General features: G+C 69.3%; 32 protein-coding genes. 30 read left to right on the forward strand and 2 right to left on the reverse strand.

Annotated features, from left to right (window positions below):
• The first annotated feature begins 35 nt into the window (after positions 1-35).
• The 30 genes from rpsJ to rplQ all read left to right on the forward strand — a co-directional run bounded on the left by rpsJ (position 36) and on the right by rplQ (position 15,740).
• On the forward strand, positions 36-350 hold the full coding sequence (gene rpsJ / locus AC1UE5_RS08130; protein WP_482922435.1) for a 30S ribosomal protein S10: 315 nt from the start codon (positions 36-38) through the stop codon (positions 348-350).
• Between the two features lie 4 nt (positions 351-354).
• Entirely contained in the window at positions 355-972 is a 618-nt protein-coding gene (gene rplC, locus AC1UE5_RS08135; RefSeq protein ID WP_482921971.1) for a 50S ribosomal protein L3, read from the forward strand.
• Positions 965-1,582 carry a 50S ribosomal protein L4 gene (gene rplD / locus AC1UE5_RS08140; RefSeq protein WP_482921973.1) on the forward strand — a complete coding sequence of 206 codons (618 nt, stop codon included), beginning with the start codon at positions 965-967 and terminating at the stop codon, positions 1,580-1,582. Before rplC ends, rplD begins: the two co-directional genes overlap by 8 nt.
• Positions 1,582-1,884: a 50S ribosomal protein L23 gene (gene rplW / locus AC1UE5_RS08145; protein WP_482921975.1), complete on the forward strand. Its 303-nt coding sequence runs from the start codon at positions 1,582-1,584 to the stop codon at positions 1,882-1,884. The genes rplD and rplW overlap by 1 nt, the downstream gene beginning before the upstream one ends.
• 4 nt (positions 1,885-1,888) lie before the next feature.
• Positions 1,889-2,731, forward strand: a complete 843-nt coding sequence (gene rplB, locus AC1UE5_RS08150) for a 50S ribosomal protein L2 (protein WP_482921977.1) — start codon at positions 1,889-1,891, stop codon at positions 2,729-2,731.
• Positions 2,732-2,734: 3 nt separating this feature from the next.
• Positions 2,735-3,007, forward strand: coding sequence for a 30S ribosomal protein S19 (gene rpsS, locus AC1UE5_RS08155; RefSeq protein ID WP_482921979.1), 273 nt, complete (start codon positions 2,735-2,737; stop codon positions 3,005-3,007).
• Between the two features lie 429 nt (positions 3,008-3,436).
• Positions 3,437-3,775, forward strand: coding sequence for a 50S ribosomal protein L22 (gene rplV, locus AC1UE5_RS08160; RefSeq protein ID WP_482922437.1), 339 nt, complete (start codon positions 3,437-3,439; stop codon positions 3,773-3,775).
• Entirely contained in the window at positions 3,775-4,680 is a 906-nt protein-coding gene (gene rpsC, locus AC1UE5_RS08165; protein WP_482921981.1) for a 30S ribosomal protein S3, read from the forward strand. The genes rplV and rpsC overlap by 1 nt, the downstream gene beginning before the upstream one ends.
• A complete protein-coding gene (gene rplP / locus AC1UE5_RS08170; RefSeq protein ID WP_482921983.1) occupies positions 4,680-5,105 on the forward strand; it encodes a 50S ribosomal protein L16 in 426 nt (141 codons plus the stop codon). Before rpsC ends, rplP begins: the two co-directional genes overlap by 1 nt.
• Positions 5,102-5,299 (forward strand): 50S ribosomal protein L29, encoded by a 198-nt coding sequence (rpmC, locus tag AC1UE5_RS08175; RefSeq protein ID WP_482921985.1) that lies wholly within the window; start codon positions 5,102-5,104, stop codon positions 5,297-5,299. Before rplP ends, rpmC begins: the two co-directional genes overlap by 4 nt.
• A gap of 251 nt (positions 5,300-5,550) precedes the next feature.
• On the forward strand, positions 5,551-5,868 hold the full coding sequence (gene rpsQ, locus AC1UE5_RS08180) for a 30S ribosomal protein S17 (RefSeq protein ID WP_482922440.1): 318 nt from the start codon (positions 5,551-5,553) through the stop codon (positions 5,866-5,868).
• Entirely contained in the window at positions 5,865-6,233 is a 369-nt protein-coding gene (rplN, locus tag AC1UE5_RS08185; protein ID WP_482921987.1) for a 50S ribosomal protein L14, read from the forward strand. Before rpsQ ends, rplN begins: the two co-directional genes overlap by 4 nt.
• Complete coding sequence (gene rplX, locus AC1UE5_RS08190) at positions 6,234-6,557, forward strand: 50S ribosomal protein L24 (protein WP_482921989.1); 324 nt, start codon at positions 6,234-6,236, stop codon at positions 6,555-6,557.
• Entirely contained in the window at positions 6,557-7,135 is a 579-nt protein-coding gene (gene rplE, locus AC1UE5_RS08195; RefSeq protein ID WP_482921991.1) for a 50S ribosomal protein L5, read from the forward strand. Before rplX ends, rplE begins: the two co-directional genes overlap by 1 nt.
• Before the next feature lie 2 nt (positions 7,136-7,137).
• Positions 7,138-7,323 (forward strand): type Z 30S ribosomal protein S14, encoded by a 186-nt coding sequence (locus AC1UE5_RS08200; RefSeq protein WP_482917604.1) that lies wholly within the window; start codon positions 7,138-7,140, stop codon positions 7,321-7,323.
• 2 nt (positions 7,324-7,325) lie between these two features.
• Complete coding sequence (gene rpsH, locus AC1UE5_RS08205; protein WP_482921993.1) at positions 7,326-7,727, forward strand: 30S ribosomal protein S8; 402 nt, start codon at positions 7,326-7,328, stop codon at positions 7,725-7,727.
• Positions 7,728-8,261 carry a 50S ribosomal protein L6 gene (gene rplF / locus AC1UE5_RS08210; protein WP_482921995.1) on the forward strand — a complete coding sequence of 178 codons (534 nt, stop codon included), beginning with the start codon at positions 7,728-7,730 and terminating at the stop codon, positions 8,259-8,261. It begins immediately after the preceding gene.
• Positions 8,258-8,611 (forward strand): 50S ribosomal protein L18, encoded by a 354-nt coding sequence (gene rplR, locus AC1UE5_RS08215; protein WP_482921997.1) that lies wholly within the window; start codon positions 8,258-8,260, stop codon positions 8,609-8,611. Before rplF ends, rplR begins: the two co-directional genes overlap by 4 nt.
• Entirely contained in the window at positions 8,608-9,216 is a 609-nt protein-coding gene (rpsE, locus tag AC1UE5_RS08220; protein WP_482921999.1) for a 30S ribosomal protein S5, read from the forward strand. Before rplR ends, rpsE begins: the two co-directional genes overlap by 4 nt.
• The gene (gene rpmD / locus AC1UE5_RS08225; RefSeq protein WP_482922001.1) at positions 9,213-9,386 is read left to right on the forward strand and encodes a 50S ribosomal protein L30; all 174 of its coding nucleotides are present in this window, start codon (positions 9,213-9,215) and stop codon (positions 9,384-9,386) included. Before rpsE ends, rpmD begins: the two co-directional genes overlap by 4 nt.
• Positions 9,379-9,906 carry a 50S ribosomal protein L15 gene (gene rplO, locus AC1UE5_RS08230; RefSeq protein WP_482922003.1) on the forward strand — a complete coding sequence of 176 codons (528 nt, stop codon included), beginning with the start codon at positions 9,379-9,381 and terminating at the stop codon, positions 9,904-9,906. Before rpmD ends, rplO begins: the two co-directional genes overlap by 8 nt.
• A 47-nt stretch (positions 9,907-9,953) precedes the next feature.
• On the forward strand, positions 9,954-11,225 hold the full coding sequence (secY, locus tag AC1UE5_RS08235) for a preprotein translocase subunit SecY (RefSeq protein ID WP_482922005.1): 1,272 nt from the start codon (positions 9,954-9,956) through the stop codon (positions 11,223-11,225).
• Between the two features lie 22 nt (positions 11,226-11,247).
• Positions 11,248-11,913, forward strand: a complete 666-nt coding sequence (locus AC1UE5_RS08240; protein WP_482922442.1) for an adenylate kinase — start codon at positions 11,248-11,250, stop codon at positions 11,911-11,913.
• Between the two features lie 51 nt (positions 11,914-11,964).
• Positions 11,965-12,738, forward strand: a complete 774-nt coding sequence (gene map / locus AC1UE5_RS08245) for a type I methionyl aminopeptidase (RefSeq protein WP_482922007.1) — start codon at positions 11,965-11,967, stop codon at positions 12,736-12,738.
• A gap of 89 nt (positions 12,739-12,827) precedes the next feature.
• Positions 12,828-12,941, forward strand: coding sequence for a 50S ribosomal protein L36 (rpmJ, locus tag AC1UE5_RS08250; RefSeq protein WP_482917594.1), 114 nt, complete (start codon positions 12,828-12,830; stop codon positions 12,939-12,941).
• 7 nt (positions 12,942-12,948) lie between these two features.
• Positions 12,949-13,332 (forward strand): 30S ribosomal protein S13, encoded by a 384-nt coding sequence (rpsM, locus tag AC1UE5_RS08255; RefSeq protein ID WP_482922009.1) that lies wholly within the window; start codon positions 12,949-12,951, stop codon positions 13,330-13,332.
• Positions 13,329-13,727 (forward strand): 30S ribosomal protein S11, encoded by a 399-nt coding sequence (rpsK, locus tag AC1UE5_RS08260; RefSeq protein WP_482922011.1) that lies wholly within the window; start codon positions 13,329-13,331, stop codon positions 13,725-13,727. The genes rpsM and rpsK overlap by 4 nt, the downstream gene beginning before the upstream one ends.
• A complete protein-coding gene (gene rpsD / locus AC1UE5_RS08265; RefSeq protein WP_482922013.1) occupies positions 13,727-14,347 on the forward strand; it encodes a 30S ribosomal protein S4 in 621 nt (206 codons plus the stop codon). Before rpsK ends, rpsD begins: the two co-directional genes overlap by 1 nt.
• 55 nt (positions 14,348-14,402) lie before the next feature.
• A complete protein-coding gene (locus AC1UE5_RS08270) occupies positions 14,403-15,380 on the forward strand; it encodes a DNA-directed RNA polymerase subunit alpha (protein ID WP_482922015.1) in 978 nt (325 codons plus the stop codon).
• A gap of 6 nt (positions 15,381-15,386) precedes the next feature.
• Positions 15,387-15,740 carry a 50S ribosomal protein L17 gene (gene rplQ, locus AC1UE5_RS08275; protein WP_482922017.1) on the forward strand — a complete coding sequence of 118 codons (354 nt, stop codon included), beginning with the start codon at positions 15,387-15,389 and terminating at the stop codon, positions 15,738-15,740.
• Positions 15,741-15,821: 81 nt separating this feature from the next.
• On the opposite strand, the gene AC1UE5_RS08280 is transcribed toward rplQ, so the two are convergent.
• Together AC1UE5_RS08280 and AC1UE5_RS08285 are read right to left on the reverse strand one after the other, a co-directional pair.
• Positions 15,822-16,346, reverse strand: coding sequence for a VOC family protein (locus tag AC1UE5_RS08280; protein WP_482922019.1), 525 nt, complete (start codon positions 16,344-16,346; stop codon positions 15,822-15,824).
• A 9-nt stretch (positions 16,347-16,355) separates the two neighbouring features.
• On the reverse strand, positions 16,356-17,294 hold the full coding sequence (locus tag AC1UE5_RS08285) for a LysR family transcriptional regulator (RefSeq protein ID WP_482922021.1): 939 nt from the start codon (positions 17,292-17,294) through the stop codon (positions 16,356-16,358).
• Between the last annotated feature and the right edge of the window lie 74 nt (positions 17,295-17,368).

Here is a 17,368-nt window from a genome sequence, read left to right on the forward strand (position 1 = left end):
CTTATGACGCTCAAAGCAGACATCACATGGCAGGCATCGGACAGAACAAGATCCGCATCCGGCTCAAGGCCTACGACCACTCGGCCATCGAGACCGCAGCGAAGGACATCGTGGAGACCGCCACGCGCACCGGCGCGACCGTCAGCGGTCCCGTCCCGCTCCCCACCGAGAAGAACGTCTACGCGGTGATCAAGTCGCCGTTCAAGGACAAGGACTCGCAGGAGCACTTCGAGATCCGCACCCACAAGCGGCTGATCGACATCCACCAGCCCACGCCGAAGACGGTCGACAGCCTGCAGCGGCTCGACCACCTTCCGGCCGGTGTCGACATCGAGATCCGTCTCGCGTAACGCCATGGCCGCGATCCTCGCCAAGAAGCTCGGCATGACCCAGCTGTTCCAGGAGGACGGGCGCATCGAGCGCGTCACCGTCCTGGAGGCGGGCCCGTGCCCCGTGACCGCGATCCGCACGCAGGACGCGGACGGCTACGAGGCCGTCCAGCTCGCCTTCGGCGCGACCCGTGAGAAGCAGCTCTCCAAGCCCGAGCTCGGCCACCTGAAGAAGGCCGGCGCCTCCCCGATGAAGCACGTCGTGGAGTTCCGCAACGAGGCCGGTGAGCTGCAGGTCGGCGACACCGTCACCGTCGACGCGTTCGAGGTCGGCCAGAAGGTCAAGATCTCGGGCCGCTCGAAGGGCAAGGGCTTCCAGGGCGGCATCAAGCGCCACGGCTTCGGCCGCGGCCCCGTCACCCACGGCTCGCACAACGTCCGTGCCCCCGGCTCCATCGGCGCCTCGGCGACGCCCTCGCGCGTCCTCCCGGGCCAGCGCATGCCGGGCCAGATGGGCAACAAGCGCGTCACCCAGCGCGGCCTCCAGGTCGTGCAGGTCGACGCCGACAAGAACCTGCTTCTCGTCCGCGGCGCCGTCCCCGGCCCGCGCAACGGCATCGTGGAGGTGCGTACGGATGGCTGATGCGCCGATCCTCGGCGGCACCGGCTCCGCCAGCCTCGACGACAACGCCTTCGGCGCCGCCTTCAACGGCGGTCTCGTGCACGAGAACGTGCGCGCGGAGCTGAACGCCCGTCGTCAGGGCACCCATGCGACCAAGACCCGCGGCAATGTCCGCGGTGGTGGCGCCAAGCCGTGGCGTCAGAAGGGCACGGGCCGCGCCCGTGCCGGCTCGTCGCGCTCGCCGGTCTGGACCGGCGGTGGCGTGGTCTTCGGGCCGTCGCCCCGCAAGTACACGTTCAAGGTGAACCGCAAGGAGAAGCGGGCTGCCCTGCGCAGCGCGCTGTCCCTGCACGCCGAGCGCGGGTCCGTCGCGGTGTTCGACGCGTCGAAGTTCGAGACGCCGTCGACGAAGCAGGCCGTCCAGCTCCTCGCGGGCTGGGACGCCGCCAAGACCCCGACCCTCGTCGTCCTCACCGAGGACGAGGCGAAGGTCGCCTACTCGTTCCGCAACCTCGACCGCACGTCGGTGCTGCCGGCCGGCGCCGTGGGCGTGGCCGACATCGTCGGCTCGGCCACGCTGGTTCTCTCGCAGAACGCGCTCGAGGAGCTCACTCGGAGGGCCAACTCCTGATGGACGCCTCTCAGGTCATCATCCGGCCCGTCGTCAGCGAGAAGAGCTACGTGCTGGCGACCGCCGACAAGTACACGTTCCGCGTTCACCCGGACGCGCACAAGACCCAGATCCGCCAGGCGATCGAGCAGCTGTTCGACGTCACGGTGGTCGAGGTGCGCACCCTGAGCGTGAAGAGCAAGCCGAAGCGCCGCGGCTACACGAGCGGCCGCACGCGCCAGTGGAAGAAGGCGATCGTGCAGGTCAAGCCGGGCGACACCATCCCGATCTTCCAGGGCCTCCAGGGCCTCGAGGAGGGCTAGTCGCATGCCAGTGCGCAAGCCGAAGCCCACGAGCCCGGGCCTCCGCTTCGTCTCGTACCCCTCGTTCGAGGAGATCACGAAGACGGAGCCGGAGCGCACGCTCGTCGAGGGCCTGACGAAGAGCGGCGGCCGCAACGCCCGCGGCCGCAAGACCGCCCGCCACCGTGGCGGCGGCGCGAAGCGGCTCTACCGCAAGATCGACTTCAAGCGGCGCAAGGACGGCATCCCCGCCCGCGTCGCGGCGATCGAGTACGACCCCAACCGGACGTCGTACATCGCGCTGCTCCACTACCTGGACGGCGAGAAGCGCTACATCCTCGCGCCGAACCGGCTGAAGGTCGGCATGACCGTGCAGTCGGGCGAGGACGCGCCGATCGACGTCGGCAACGCGCTCCCGCTCGCCAAGATCCCGACCGGCACCGTGGTCCACAACGTGGAGCTGCAGCCGGGCCGCGGTGGCCAGATGGGCCGTTCGGCGGGCATCGGCATCCAGCTGATGGCGAAGGACAACGGCATGGCGACCCTGCGTCTCCCCTCGGGCGAGATGCGGATGGTGCGCGACAGCTGCCGTGCCACCGTCGGCGTCGTCGGCAACGCCGACCACCAGAACGTCAAGATCGGCAAGGCCGGCCGCAAGCGTCACCTGGGCGTCCGCCCGCAGACGCGCGGCACGGCGATGAACCCGGTCGACCACCCGCACGGCGGCGGCGAGGGGTCCACGACCCCGGGCCGTCACCCGGTGACGCCGTGGGGCGTCCCGACGCTCGGGTACCGCACGCGTAAGAAGAACAAGGCGTCGGACCGCTACATCGTGCGCGGTCGCCGCCGTGGGAAGGGCAAGCGTTAGACCATGAGCCGCTCCAGCAAGAAGGGGCCGTGGGTCGAGGAGCGTCTGATGCAGCGCATCGACGCGATGAACACCTCGGGCTCGAAGACGATGATCAAGACCTGGTCGCGGAGCTCCACCATCTTCCCGGAGATGGTCGGGCACACGATCGCGGTCCACGACGGCCGGAAGCACATCCCGGTCTTCGTGTCGGAGGGCATGGTCGGGCACAAGCTCGGCGAGTTCGCCCCCACCCGCACGTACCGCGGCCACGCCGGCTCGGGGAAGGTCCGCTAGCCGATGGCGAAGGACGCAGGCACCAAGCAGGACCAGCCCACCGACCAGGAGGGCAAGGGCACCCCGGCCAAGGAGGAGCTCCAGACGCAGGAGGCCGCGCAGGCCGCTGCCGAGGAGAAGGCCACCGAGGCCGCCGAGGCGCCCAAGCCGAAGGCCAAGCGCAAGCCTGCCGCCAAGAAGGCGGAGGGCACGGCAGCGGCCGAGACGGACGTCGACAAGGACGCCGCCGAGGCCGGTGCCGAGGGCGCCGAGGCCCCGAAGAAGCCGGCCAAGAAGGCTGCGCCGAAGGCCAAGGCCGCGGCGAAGACCGAGGCCAAGGCAGACGCGGAGCCGGAGGCCAAGGCCGACGCGGAGCCCGAGGCGAAGGCGGAGAAGGCCGCGGCCCCCAAGGCCGCGCCGGCTCGCGCTGCCCGCCCGGCCGGCGAGCGCGTGACCGTGAGCGCGACCGCGCGCTACGTCCGCACGTCCGCCCGCAAGGCGCGCCTGGTCACCGACCACATCAAGGGCAAGAGCGTCCAGGAGGCCCAGGCCGTCCTGGCGTTCCACCCCCGTTCCGTCGCCGAGGACTGGCGCAAGCTGCTCAACTCGGCTGTCGCGAACGCGGAGCACAACCACGACCTCGTGGGCGACGACCTCCGCGTGCTCAACGCGACCGCGGACGAGGGTCCCACGCTCAAGCGCTTCCGCCCCCGGGCGATGGGCCGCGCCACGCGGATCCGCAAGCGCACGAGCCACCTGACGATCACGCTGACGCCCAAGGAGAGCTGATGGGGCAGAAGGTCCACCCCGAGGCGATGCGCGTCGGGTACATCCACGATTGGAAGTCCAACTGGTTCACGGAGCGGAACTTCGACGACTACCTCGCCGAAGACGTCGCGATCCGTGACCACATCAACGGGAAGCTGGCCCACGCCGGCCTGTCCGACATCACGATCCGCAAGGACGCGAACGAGGTGGAGATCAACATCCACACCGCGCGCCCGGGCATCGTGATCGGCAAGTCCGGGTCCGAGGTCGACGCGCTGCGTCGCGACCTCAACCGGATCACGGGCAAGGCCATCAAGGTCAACATCCTCGAGATCAAGCGTCCCGAGCTCGACTCGAAGCTCGTGGCCCAGTCGATCGCCGAGCAGCTCGTCAACCGCGTGGCCTTCCGCCGCGCGATGAAGCGGGCGCTCACCAGCGCGATGCGCTCCGGCGCCAAGGGCTGCAAGATCCAGGTCTCCGGTCGCCTCGGCGGCTCGGAGATGGCGCGCACCGAGATGTACTCGGACGGCCGCGTCCCGCTCCACACGCTCCGCGCGGACATCGACTACGGCTTCTACGAGGCCCGCACGACGTTCGGCCGCATCGGCGTGAAGTGCTGGATCAACAAGGGCGAGATCATGCCCGAGGGCTTCACCGGCGTCGACATCACCGAGATCGACTCCCCGTCGCCGCAGCGCGACGACCGCGACGACCGTGGCCGTGGCCGCGGGCGCGGGCGTGGGCGCGACGGTGAGGGCGGCGGCCGCGGCCGTGGCCGTGGCGGTCCGGGTGGCCCCGGCGGCCCGGGTGGCCGTGGCGGTCGCGGTGGCGGTGGCTTCGGCGGCCGCGGCGGTGGCGGCGGTGGCCGTGGCGGCGGTGGCTTCGGCGGCGGCGGTGGCGGCGGCTACCGCGGAGGGGGCCGGTAATGCTCGCTCCCAAGCGCGTCAAGCACCGCAAGCAGCACCGCGGGCGCAAGCCCGGGATGTCGCGCGGCCAGACCAAGGTGCAGTTCGGTGAGTACGGCATCAAGGCCCTCGAGGCCGGCTGGATCACCAACCGCCAGATCGAGGCCGCCCGTATCGCCATGACCCGCAAGATCAAGCGTGGCGGCAAGGTGTGGATCAACGTCTTCCCGGACAAGAGCTACACCAAGAAGCCGGCTGAGACCCGCATGGGCTCCGGCAAGGGCTCGCCCGAGGGCTGGGTCGCCGTCGTCAAGCCGGGCCGCGTCATGTTCGAGCTGGCCGGCGTGCCCGAGCCCCTCGCCCGCGAGGCGATGCGGCTCGCGATCCAGAAGCTGCCGATCAAGGCGAAGTTCGTGACCCGTGAGGAGACGGAGGCCGCAGCATGAAGCCCCGTGAGCTGAACGAGCTCGACGACAACCAGCTCGTCGAGCACATCCGCACCCAGCGCAAGGAGCTGTTCGGCCTGCGCTTCTCCCACGCCACCGGCGAGCTGGAGAACACGGCCGGCCTCCGGACCAACAAGCGCGATCTCGCGCGGGCGCTCACCATCGCGCGCCAGCGCGGAGTGAAGGTTGACTAGGACTGATGTCAGAGACTGAGAACAACGAGAACGTGGAGGAGGTCGAGGCCACCGAGGCCGAGACCACCGGCGAGGCGGAGGCCGCTGAGACGGCCGAGGCCCCGGCGGCTCCGGCTCTCTCCAAGGCCGAGCAGCGTGCTGCTGCTCGTCACAAGGAGGCCTCCTCCCGTCCCTCCCGCTCACCCCAGGAGCGTCAGGAGGAGCGCACGGCCGCCCGCAAGGCGAAGGCCGCCGCTCGTCGTCGACGCCGCCTGCAGGAGCGCGAGAAGCACAAGGCCAACCGCGAAGAGGTTGCCCCGACTCCGCCGGTCGAGCACGAGCACGGCCGCAAGAAGGTCCGCCAGGGCATCGTCGTGTCGGCCAAGCCCGACAAGACGATCACGGTCCGGATCGACTCCGCCCGCCGTCACCCGCGCTACGAGAAGATCGTGCGCTCGTCGACGACGCTGCACGCGCATGACGAGGCGAACGACGCCAACGAGGGCGACACCGTCCGCGTCATCGAGAGCCGCCCGCTGAGCAAGACCAAGCGCTGGCGCCTCGACGAGGTCCTGGAGCGCGCGCGATGATCCAGAACGAGACCCGCCTCCGGGTCGCCGACAACACCGGCGCGCGCGAGATCCTCTGCATCCGCGTCGTCGGTGGCCACAAGCGCCGCTACGCCGGCGTCGGCGACATCATCACCGCGACGGTCAAGCAGGCCACGCCGCAGGGCTCGGTCAAGAAGGGCGACGTCGTGCGCGCGGTCGTGGTGCGCACGAAGAAGCCCTTCGGTCGCGAGGACGGTACGTACATCGGCTTCGACGAGAACGCCGCCGTCATCATCGACACGCAGAACAACCCGCGCGGGACGCGCATCTTCGGGCCGGTGGCCCGCGAGCTGCGCGAGCGCAACTTCATGAAGATCGTCTCGCTCGCCCCGGAGGTGCTCTAGATGGCTTCTAGACTCCGTGTGCGTCGCGACGACCAGGTCCTCGTGATCAGCGGCAAGGACCGCGGCAAGACCGGCCGCATCCTGCGCGTCGACCCGAAGAACGAGCGGGTCTACGTCGAGGGCCTGAACATCGTCAAGCGGCACACCAAGCCGCGCCCCGGCTCGACCGATCCCGGCGGGATCGTCGAGAGCGAGGGGCCGATCCACGTCTCGAACGTCATGCTGCTCGACCCCCAGGACAACAAGCCCACGCGCGTCGCCATCTCCCGTGAGGACGGGAAGCGCGCCCGCGTGAGCCGGAAGACCGGGAAGAAGCTCGACTGATGGCCCGCCTGAAGACCAAGTACAACGACGAGATCAAGCCGGAGCTCATGAAGCGCTTCGGCTACAAGACCGTCATGCAGGCGCCGAAGGTCGAGAAGGTCGTCCTGAACATGGGCGTCGGCGAGGCCAAGCAGGACTCGAAGCAGCTGGACCAGGCGCTGGAGCAGCTCGCGACGATCGCCGGCCAGAAGCCGAACATCCGCCGCGCGCGCAAGTCGATCGCGCAGTTCAAGCTGCGCGAGGGCATGCCGGTCGGCATCTCGGTGACGCTCCGCAACGAGCGCGCGTACGAGTTCCTGGACCGCTTCATGTCCGTCGCCGTGCCGCGCATCCGTGACTTCCGGGGCCTGAACCCGCGGTCGTTCGACGGCCGGGGCAACTACTCGGTCGGCGTGCGCGAGCAGATCATCTTCCCGGAGATCGACTACGACGCCATCGACCAGCTGCGCGGCCTCGACATCACCGTCGTGACGACCGCGAAGACGGACGGCGAGGCGTTCGCCCTCCTCGAGCTCCTGGGCATGCCCTTCGCACGCGAGGGCCGTCCCGCATTCGCTACGACCGCTGAGGCTGCCTGACCATGGCCAAGACGTCACAGCGCGTGCGCCAGGCACGCGGCTCCAAGTTCAAGACGCGCGAGTACACGCGCTGCCGCCGCTGTGGCCGGCCGCGCGCCGTCTACCGCAAGTTCGGCCTGTGCCGGATCTGCCTGCGCGAGCTCGCCCACCAGGGGTTCATCCCCGGCATGACGAAGTCGAGCTGGTAGCCATGACGGATCCCATCGCCGATTTCCTCACCCGCATCCGCAACGCCATCACGGCGGCGCATGAGACGGTCGAGATCCCCTCTTCGAAGCTGAAGAAGGAGATGGCCCGCATCCTGCGTGAGCAGGGCTACATCGACTCGTTCGAGATCGTGCCGCCCGCCGAGGGCAAGCCGGGCGAGTCCATCCGGATCAAGCTCAAGTACACCGCGGAGCGTCGCAGCGCGATCTCCGGCCTGCGGCGCGTCTCGCGTCCGGGCCAGCGTCACTACGCGCCGGCGGCGAAGGTCCCGAAGGTCCAGGGCGGCCTCGGCACGGCCATCGTCTCCACGTCCCGCGGTGTCATGACCGGCCACCAGGCTCGCCAGCAGAAGGTCGGCGGCGAAGTCGTGGCGGAGGTCTGGTAGATGAGCCGCATCGGTCGCAAGCCGATCCCGGTTCCTGCCGGGGTCACGATCAAGGTCGAGCCCGAGGTGGTCCACGTGACCGGCCCGCGCGGCGCCCTGTCCGAGCGCAAGAGCAAGGACATCGGCGTCGAGGAGCAGGACGGCCAGATCATCGTCACCCGCCCCACCGACCGCGGTGAGCACCGGGCCCTGCACGGGCTGACGCGCTCGCTCGTGGCCAACATGGTCGAGGGCGTGACGACGGGCTTCCAGAAGACCCTCGAGATCAACGGCGTCGGCTACCGCGCGACGCTGAAGGGCAAGGGCCTGGAGCTCGCGCTCGGCTACTCGCACCCCATCAACATCGACGCCCCCACGGGCATCGAGTTCGAGGTGCCGCAGCCGACCCGCGTGATCGTCAAGGGCAACGACAAGCAGGTGGTCGGCGAGATCGCCGCCATCATCCGCAAGCAGCGGCCGCCGGAGCCCTACAAGGGCAAGGGCATCCGCTACGAGGGCGAGTACGTCGCCAGGAAGGTCGGCAAGCGCGCATGAGCGTCAAGACCGCAGAGCAGCGCCGCCTCAAGCGCCGCCGCCGTGTGCGCGCGAAGATCACCGGCACCGCTGCCCGTCCCCGCATCTCCGTCTTCCGCTCCAACCGCGGGATCATGGCTCAGCTCATCGACGACGAGCGTGGCGTCACGCTCGCCGCGGTGCAGTGGACCGAGTCCTCTGTCCGCGATCTCAAGAAGAGCGAGCAGGCCACCGAGCTCGGCAAGCTCCTCGCGCAGCGCGCGAAGGATGCGGGCATCGAGCGGGCCGTGTTCGACCGGGGCGGCTACCAGTACCACGGGCGCGTGAAGGCCTTCGCCGAGGGCGTCCGCGAGGGAGGCCTCGCCGTATGAGCCAGAAGTTCCAGGGCATCGACCGCTCCGTCAGCGCGGTCGGCCTCGACCTGCAGGAGCGGGTCGTCGAGATCAACCGCGTCGCGAAGGTCGTCAAGGGCGGCCGGCGCTTCTCCTTCACCGCGCTGGTCGTGGTGGGGGACGAGCGTGACGTCGTCGGCGTCGGCTACGGCAAGGCCCGCGAGGTCCCGCTCGCGATCCAGAAGGGCGTCGAGCAGGCCAAGAAGAACCTGTTCCGCGTGCCGAAGCACGGCTCGACCATCACGCACCCGTCGCTGGGGATCTACGGCTCCGGCCGCGTCCTCCTGAAGCCGGCCTCGCCCGGTACCGGCGTCATCGCCGGCGGCGGCGTCCGCGCGGTGCTCGAGCTCGCCGGCATCCACGACATCCTGTCCAAGAGCCTCGGGTCGCAGAACCCGATCAACCTCGTCAAGGCGACGGTGGCCGCGCTCCAGGAGCTGCGCAAGCCCGAGGAGGTCGCGCAGCTGCGCGGCGTCTCGGTCAACCAGGTCCTCGGCCTGGTCGCGGCGCCGGACGACGCCCCGCCCGCCGACGCGGAGGGCGACGGCGAGTCCGCCGAGGCCGAGCAGCCCACGCCCGCATGAGCATCAAGGTCACGCAGATCAAGTCCAAGAACGGCGCGAACCACGCTCAGCGTGAGACGCTCCGTTCGCTGGGCCTCCGGAAGATCGGCCACACGGTCGAGGTGAAGGAGAACGAGCAGACCCGCGGGATGCTGCATCGCGTTCGACACCTGGTGAAGATCGATGGCTGATACCGAGAAGGACGACAAGACCGAGACGCAGGGCAAGGCCTCGTACTTCGGCCTGCACGACCTCCGTCCGAACGCGGGCGCGCGCAAGTCGCGCAAGCGCGTCGGGCGCGGTCACGGCTCGGGCACGGGCAAGACCTCCGGTCGCGGCCACAAGGGCGCCGGCGCGCGCTCTGGCTCCAAGGACCGCACGCGGTTCGAGGGCGGCCAGATGCCGATCCACATGCGGATGGGCAAGCTGCGCGGGCCGACGAAGAAGATGTCGATGCCGTTCGAGCCGTTCCGGACGCACACGCAGCCGGTGAACATCTCCGACCTCGAGAAGCACTTCTCGAAGGGCGACGAGGTGACGCTGGAGGCGCTGCGCGAGAAGGGCCTGGCGAAGGACCGCGACATCCCGGTCAAGGTGCTGGCGAAAGGCGAGCTCACGATCGCCCTGACCGTCAACGCGCACAAGTTCTCCGGGGCTGCCCGCGAGAAGATCGAGGCGGCCGGTGGCACGGTCGTCGTCGTCGAGTCGTAATCCGCAACTCGACCTTCCGACAAGTTCACTAGTCTGGGCCGCCGCCGATGCTGTCGACGATCCTCAAGGCCTTCACCGTTGCGGACATCCGCAAGAAGCTCGCGTTCACCGCGCTGCTCCTCGCGATCTACCGCTTCGGGGCCCACATCCCCGTTCCCGGCGTCAACGCCGATGCCCTGGAGTCCGTCCAGGAGCAGTTCGGGGGCGCGGGTGTCCTCGGCCTGATCAACACCCTCGGCGGCGGCGGCCTGTCCCGAGTCGCGCTCTTCGCGCTCGGGATCATGCCGTACATCACGGCCTCGATCATCCTGCAGCTCCTCACGGTCGTCGTGCCGTCGCTGGAGAAGCTGTCCAAGGAGGGCGAGGTCGGCCAGCAGCGCATCACGCAGTACACGCGCTACCTGACCGTCGGCCTGGCGTTCGGCCAGGCCATCGGCTACGTCTTCCTCTTCCGGTCGATGACCGCGTCGGCCGGCGAGCCGCTGTTCGACGACTTCGGCGCGCCGTCGGTCTTCCTGATCGTCATGTGCCTCACCGCCGGCTGCGTCGTCGTGATGTGGCTCGGCGAGCTCATCACGCAGCGCGGGATCGGCAACGGCATCTCGCTGATGATCTTCGCGTCCATCATCAGCGGCCTGCCCAACGGCATCTCCGCCTGGTGGAACAACTCCGATCAGGTGTTCGTCGTGATGATGCCGTTCGTGGCGCTCGCGGTGATCGCGGCCGTGGTCTTCATCCAGGAGGGCCAGCGCCGCATCCCGATCCAGTACGCCAAGCGCGTCATCGGGCGCCGCATGTCCGGCGGCGGCCAGACCTACCTGCCGCTGCGCGTGAACATGGCCGGCGTCATCCCGGTCATCTTCGCCGCGTCGATCATGGCGTTCCCGCCGACGATCGCGCAGATCTTCACCGGCGACCCGAACACCGGCTTCGCGACGTTCTTCGCCCCGCAGAACTGGGGCTACATCGTCGGCGAGACGATCTTCATCATCCTCTTCACGTACTTCTACACCGCGGTCACCTTCAACCCGGTCGACCAGGCGGACAACCTGAAGAAGTACGGCGGCTTCATCCCGGGCGTGCGCCCGGGCCGCCCGACGGCGGAGTTCCTCGATCGCGTGCTCGCGCGCCTGACGTTCCCCGGCGCGCTGTACCTCGCCGCGGTCGCCGCGCTGCCGACGATCCTGATCAACCAGACGTCGGCGAACTTCTACTTCGGCGGCACGTCCCTGCTGATCGTGGTCGGTGTCGCACTCGACACCATGAAGCAGCTCGAGGCGCAGCTCATGATGCGCAACTACGAGGGCTTCCTCAAGTAGGCCGCACCCCAGAATGCCGGAGCTGAATCTGATCTTGCTGGGCCCTCCGGGGGCCGGCAAGGGTACGCAGGCCGAACGCCTCGAGAACGACTTCCACCTCCCCTACATCGCGACGGGCAACATGCTGCGCGCCGCGGTGGAGGAGCAGACGGAGCTGGGGAAGAAGGCCGAGGCGTTCATGAAGGCCGGCGACCTCGTCCCCGACGAGCTGATCATCGACCTCATCCTCGAGTGCGTCGGCGAGGAGCGCTGCAACGACGGCTTCCTGCTCGACGGCTTCCCGCGCAACGTGCAGCAGGCCAAGTCGCTGGACGAGGCGCTCACCAAGCTCGGCCGCAAGATCACGGCGACGCTGCTGATCGACGTGCCGGACGAGGCGATCGTCCGCCGGCTCTCGGGCCGCCGCACGTGCAAGAAGGAGGGCCACGTCTACCACGTGGACACGAACCCCCCGAAGCACGACGGCGTCTGCGACATCGACGGCTCGAAGCTGATCCAGCGCGACGACGACAAGCCGGAGACCGTGGAGAAGCGCCTGCGCGTCTACCACGACAACACCGAGCCGCTCGTCGACTACTACCAGGAGCAGGGCGTCCTGCGCCGCTTCGACGGCACGCGCAACCCGACGGAGGTCCACGACCACCTGCGGGCCACGATCGCGACGCTGCGGCTCGAGGACGAGATCTGAGTGGGCCGATCCCGGGCTCGCCAGCGCGCCCGCGATAGCCTCAAACGCCGCATGATCATCAAGAAGTCACCGGCGGAGATCGAGAAGATGGCCGCGGCGGGGGAGATCCTCGTCCGCTGCCACAAGCTCCTCGAGTCCAAGGTCCGGCCCGGCATCACGACGAAGGAGCTCGACGAGGCGGCGGAGAAGTTCATCCGCTCCCAGGGCGCCGTGCCGTCGTTCAAGGGCTACCGCGGCTTCACCGGCTCGATCTGCGCGTCGCCGAACCACATGGTCGTGCACGGGATTCCGGGGCCGTACAAGGTCCAGAAGGGCGACGTCCTGTCGATCGACATCGGCGTGACGCTCGACGGGTGGGTCGCGGACGCGGCGCGCACGTACGGCGTCGGCCCGATCACCCCGGTGGCCGAGAAGCTCCTGAAGGTCACCGAGGAGTCGCTCTTCAAGGCGGTCGAGCAGTGCCAGGTGGGCAACCGCCTCGGCGACGTCTCGCACGCCGTCCAGGCGCACGTCGAGGGCAACGGGCTGAGCGTCGTGCGCTCGCTCGTCGGCCACGGCATCGGCCGGGACATGCACGAGGATCCGCAGATCCCCAACTACGGCGAGCCCGGTCGCGGGCCCAAGCTGGAGGAGGGGATGGTCCTCGCGGTGGAGCCGATGGTCACCGCCGGGCGGCATGCCGTCCGGATGGGGGACGATCATTGGGCCATCTACAGCCAGGACGGGTCGCTCGCGGCCCACTTCGAGTTCACCATCGCCATCACGGCGGACGGGCCTCGAATCCTCACCCCGTGGCACGAGGGCCGGGATCAGGCGGCTGCCTGATCCTGCGTGCTAACCTGAGCGGTCGCGCCTGAGCGCCGTCCCTTGCGTGCGCCCGCGTCCCCTCTTTTGGCAGTCTTCGAAAGGAAGCAGTGAAGGTCCGACCGTCGGTCAAGCCGATGTGCGAGAAGTGCAAGATCATCCGTCGCCATGGGGCGATCCTGGTGATCTGCAGCAACCCGCGTCACAAGCAGCGGCAGGGGTAGCACTTCCATGGCGCGCATCGCTGGCATCAACATCCCGCTGAACAAGCGCTCTGAGATCGGCCTGACGTACATCTACGGCATCGGCCGCTCCACCGCGAACGAGATCCTCGTCAAGGCCAACGTCTCGCCGGACACCTACGTCCGCGACCTGACCGAGGACGAGATCGGTCGTCTGCGCGATGTGATCGACCGCGACGTCATCGTCGAGGGCGACCTGCGCCGCGAGCGCAACCAGAACATCAAGCGCCTGATGGAGATCGGCTGCTACCGCGGCCTGCGTCACCGTCGCGGCCTTCCGGTCCGCGGGCAGAACACGAAGACCAACGCCCGCACGCGCAAGGGCCCGAAGCGCATGGCCATGGCCGGCAAGAAGAAGGCAGGCAAGAAGTGAGCCCCGCTCCCCGCCGCCCGCAGCGCGGTCGCCGCAAGCCGAAGAAGAACATCCCGGTCGGCCAGGCGCACATCAAGACTTCGTTCAACAACACGATCGTGTCGCTCACCGATCGCGAGGGCAACGTCATCGCCTGGGAGTCCGCCGGCGGTGCCGGGTTCAAGGGCTCCCGCAAGTCGACGCCGTTCGCCGCGCAGGTGACCGCCGACGCCGCGGCCCGCAAGGGCATCGAGCAGGGCCTCCAGAAGGTCGAGGTCTTCGTCAAGGGCCCGGGCTCCGGGCGTGAGACGGCGATCCGCTCGCTCCAGGCCGCCGGCCTCGAGGTGACGAGCGTCCGCGACGTGACTCCGCAGGCCCACAACGGGTGCCGTCCCCGCAAGCGGCGGCGCGTCTGATGGCTCGAGATACTTCCGCCCAGTGCAAGCAGTGCCGTCGTGAAGGCCAGAAGCTCTTCCTCAAGGGGGAGCGCTGCCTCACGGACAAGTGCGGCATCGAGCGCCGCGCGTACCCGCCTGGTGACCACGGTCGTGGCCGCCAGAAGCAGTCGGAGTACCGCGTGCAGCTCCGTGAGAAGCAGAAGGCCCGCCGCTACTACGGCGTGCTGGAGAAGCAGTTCTCCTCGTACTACGAGAAGGCCACGCGCCAGCCGGGCATCACGGGCGAGAACCTCCTGACGATCCTCGAGAGCCGCTTCGACAACGTGCTCGTGCGCCTCGGGTTCGCCGGGTCGCGCCGCCAGGCGCGCCAGCTGGTCCGCCATGGGCACTGGACGATCAACGGTCGTCGGGTCGACATCCCGAGCTACCAGGTCAAGGAGGGCGACGTCATCGCCTTCAAGGCTGGCAGCCCGGCTGAGAGCCTCGTCCGCGATGCCACCGAGCTCACCGCTCAGGTGCCCGCGTGGCTGCAGGCCGACCACGATTCGCTCACGGCGAAGGTGCTGCGCAAGCCGGAGCGGCGGGAGATCGCCGCGCCCGTGCAGGAGCAGCTCATCGTCGAGCTCTACTCGAAGTAATCGCGCGCGCCGCCCTGACGCGGCGCGCCCTGACAACTAGGACGCCCCCTCCCTGATGCTCGACTTCCAGATCCCTCGCATCACCAGCGAATCCGTCGAGGACAATCGCGGCTCGTTCGTGATCGAGCCGCTTGATCGCGGCTTCGGTTACACGTTCGGCAACTCCCTGCGCCGCGTTCTGCTGTCGTCCCTCGCCGGTGCCGCTGTGACCAGCGTGCGGATCGAGGGCGTCGCGCACGAGTTCTCGACGATCACCGGTGTCACCGAGGACGTCACTGACATCGTCCTGAACCTCAAGGGCATCGTCTGCCGCATGCACTCCGACGCGACCGAGGTCGAGGCGCCGCTCGTCGTCACCGGCCCGGGCGAGGTCACGGCCAAGGACATCGACCTGCCCGCGGGCGTCGAGATCCTGAACCCGGACGTGCACATCGCGACGCTCGAGAAGAAGACGAAGCTCGAGATGTACATGACGATCGGCCGGGGCCGCGGCTACCGCCCGGCGGAGGACAACAAGTCCCCCGACCAGCCGATCGGCGTCATCCCGATCGACTCGATCTTCTCGCCGGTCCGCCGCGTGGCGTACTCGGTCGAGGGCGCGCGTGTCGGTCAGCGGACCGACTACGACAAGCTCACCCTCGACATCGAGACGGACGGCTCCATCGAGCCGGTCGCCGCGCTGCGCGAGGCGGCTGAGATCCTCATCTCCCAGCTGGCGATCTTCACCGACGCGGACCGCGTCGAGGAGCTTCGCCAGGGCCCGGCCGGCGCGCTCGACGGCGCGGCCCCGGGCGGCCCCGCGGCGGTCGGTGCCGGCGCGGCTCCGGGCCCGATGCACGACATCCTCATCGAGGAGCTCGAGCTCGGCGTCCGGTCCTACAACTGCCTCAAGCGTGCGGGCATCCAGACCGTCGGCGACCTCATCTCCAAGTCGGAGAGCGAGCTCGCGGCGATCCCGAACTTCGGCAAGAAGTCGATCGACGAGGTCGTCGAGACCCTCCACGCCCGCGGCCTGAACCTCCGCGAGGACTAGAGACCGATGCGTCACCAGAAGAACCGCCACAAGCTCTCGCGCGACGCCGCGCACCGCAAGGCCCTGCTGGCCAACCTCTGCAAGGAGGTCATCCAGCACGAGCGCATCAAGACCAGCGAGGCGAAGGCCAAGGCCGTCAAGCCCGAGGTCGAGAAGCTGATCACGCTCGCGCGCCGCGGCGACCTCCACGCGCGCCGTCAGGCCCTCGCGGCCCTCGGCCAGGACAAGTTCACCGTCCACAAGCTGTTCGAGGAGGTGGCGCCCCGCTACAGCGAGCGCCCCGGCGGCTACACCCGCATCCTCAAGCTCGGCCCGCGTCGCTCCGACTCGACCGAGATGGTCTACCTCGAGCTCGTCTGAGCTCAGGCGACCACACCTGATTCGCACGAAGGGCGCCCCCACGGGGCGCCCTTCGTCGTTCTCGGGGGGGATCGCGGTCGGTCAGGCGGTCGGGGCGGGCTCGCCCGCGGCCGCGGCCTCGAGGGCCGCGATGTCGAGCTTCGACATCTGCTGCATGGCCGCGAAGACGCGGGCGGAGCGCGCGGGGTCGTCGGAGCTGAAGTAGCGGTCCATGCCGGCGGGGACGACCTGCCAGGAGAGGCCGAAGCGGTCACGCAGCCAGCCGCACGGGCCGTGCTCGCCGCCGTCGGCGGCGAGAGCCTCCCAGTAGCGGTCGATCTCCGCCTGGTCGGCGCAGGCGACCGAGAAGGAGACGGCCTCGGTGAACGCGAACTGCGGGCCGCCGTTGATCCCGACGAAGTGGTCGCCGTCGAGCTCCCACTCGACCGTCATGACCTTGCCCGGCTCGGCTGCGGCCTCGGGGTAGCGGGTGGTGGCGGTGATGCGCGCGTTCGGGAAGATCGCGCAGTAGAACTCGGCGGCCTCGAGCGCGTTGCCGTCGAACCAGAGGTTGGGGGTGATGGTGTTCGTCATGCCCGTCAAGACGACGGGCACGACGAAACTCATCGGTCGGCGCTACGCGGCGCGCAGATGCGGGAGATCCGCGGCGGCCACCGGCGTCTCGTTCAGCGACTTGGCCGCCTCCAACGCGATCTGGAGGAACGCCTTGGCCGCGGGCGGCTGGCGGCGCCGGCCGCGCCACACGAGCGAGATCGGCCACGTGAACTGCGACGGCCCGACGGGCGCCGTCACGACGGGCGGGCCGGGCAGCGCGGCGATGGAGCGCGGGAGGACGGCGACGCCCAACCCGCGGGTGGCCAACGCGCGGACCGCGGTCATCTCCGTGCAGTAGAAGGCGTTGCGCGGGGTCAGCGACTCGCGCGCCATGAGCTCCTCGATGCGGCGCCGCAGCTCGGAGCCCTCGCGGTACGCGATGAGCGTCTCCTCGGCCAGCTCGTGCAGGGTCACGTGCTCCTGCTCGCCGAACTTGTGGCCCGGCTCGGCGATCACGACGAGCTCCTCCTCGAAGAGCTTGGTCGCCGCGAACTCGTCGCCCAGCCGATCCGGGTCGACCGAGGCGAAGGCGCAGTCCAGCTCGTCCTTGCGCAGCAGGTCGAGGAGGTGGTCGGCCGTGTCCTCCATGAGGTGGATGTCGACGCCCTCGTGGCGGCCGTGGAACTCCCCGAGCACCCCCGGCAGGTCGTACGTCCCGGTCGGCCACATCGCACCGATCGAGACCTTCCCGCGCAGCACGCCGGTGATCTCGTCCAGCTCGGCCTGCAGCCCGTCGACCTCCGACAGGACACGGCGGGCGTAGTCGAGGACGACCTCGCCCGCCTCCGTCACCGCGACGCTGCGGGACGTCCTGCGCAGCAGGTCGACGCCCAGCTCGGCCTCGAGCCGGCGGACCTGCTGGGAGAGGGCGGACTGGGCGAGGTGAAGCTCCTCCGCCGCACGGGTGAAGGAGCCATGGCGGGCGATCGCGTCGAGGGTGCGAAGGTGCCTGAGCTCCATGGGAACCATCCTCCCAGGCCCCGATCAAGAAGTCGAAGACGACTTTCTGTTGGGACCGATCAGCTTCCGCGATA

The organism is Parviterribacter multiflagellatus (genome assembly GCF_056863265.1).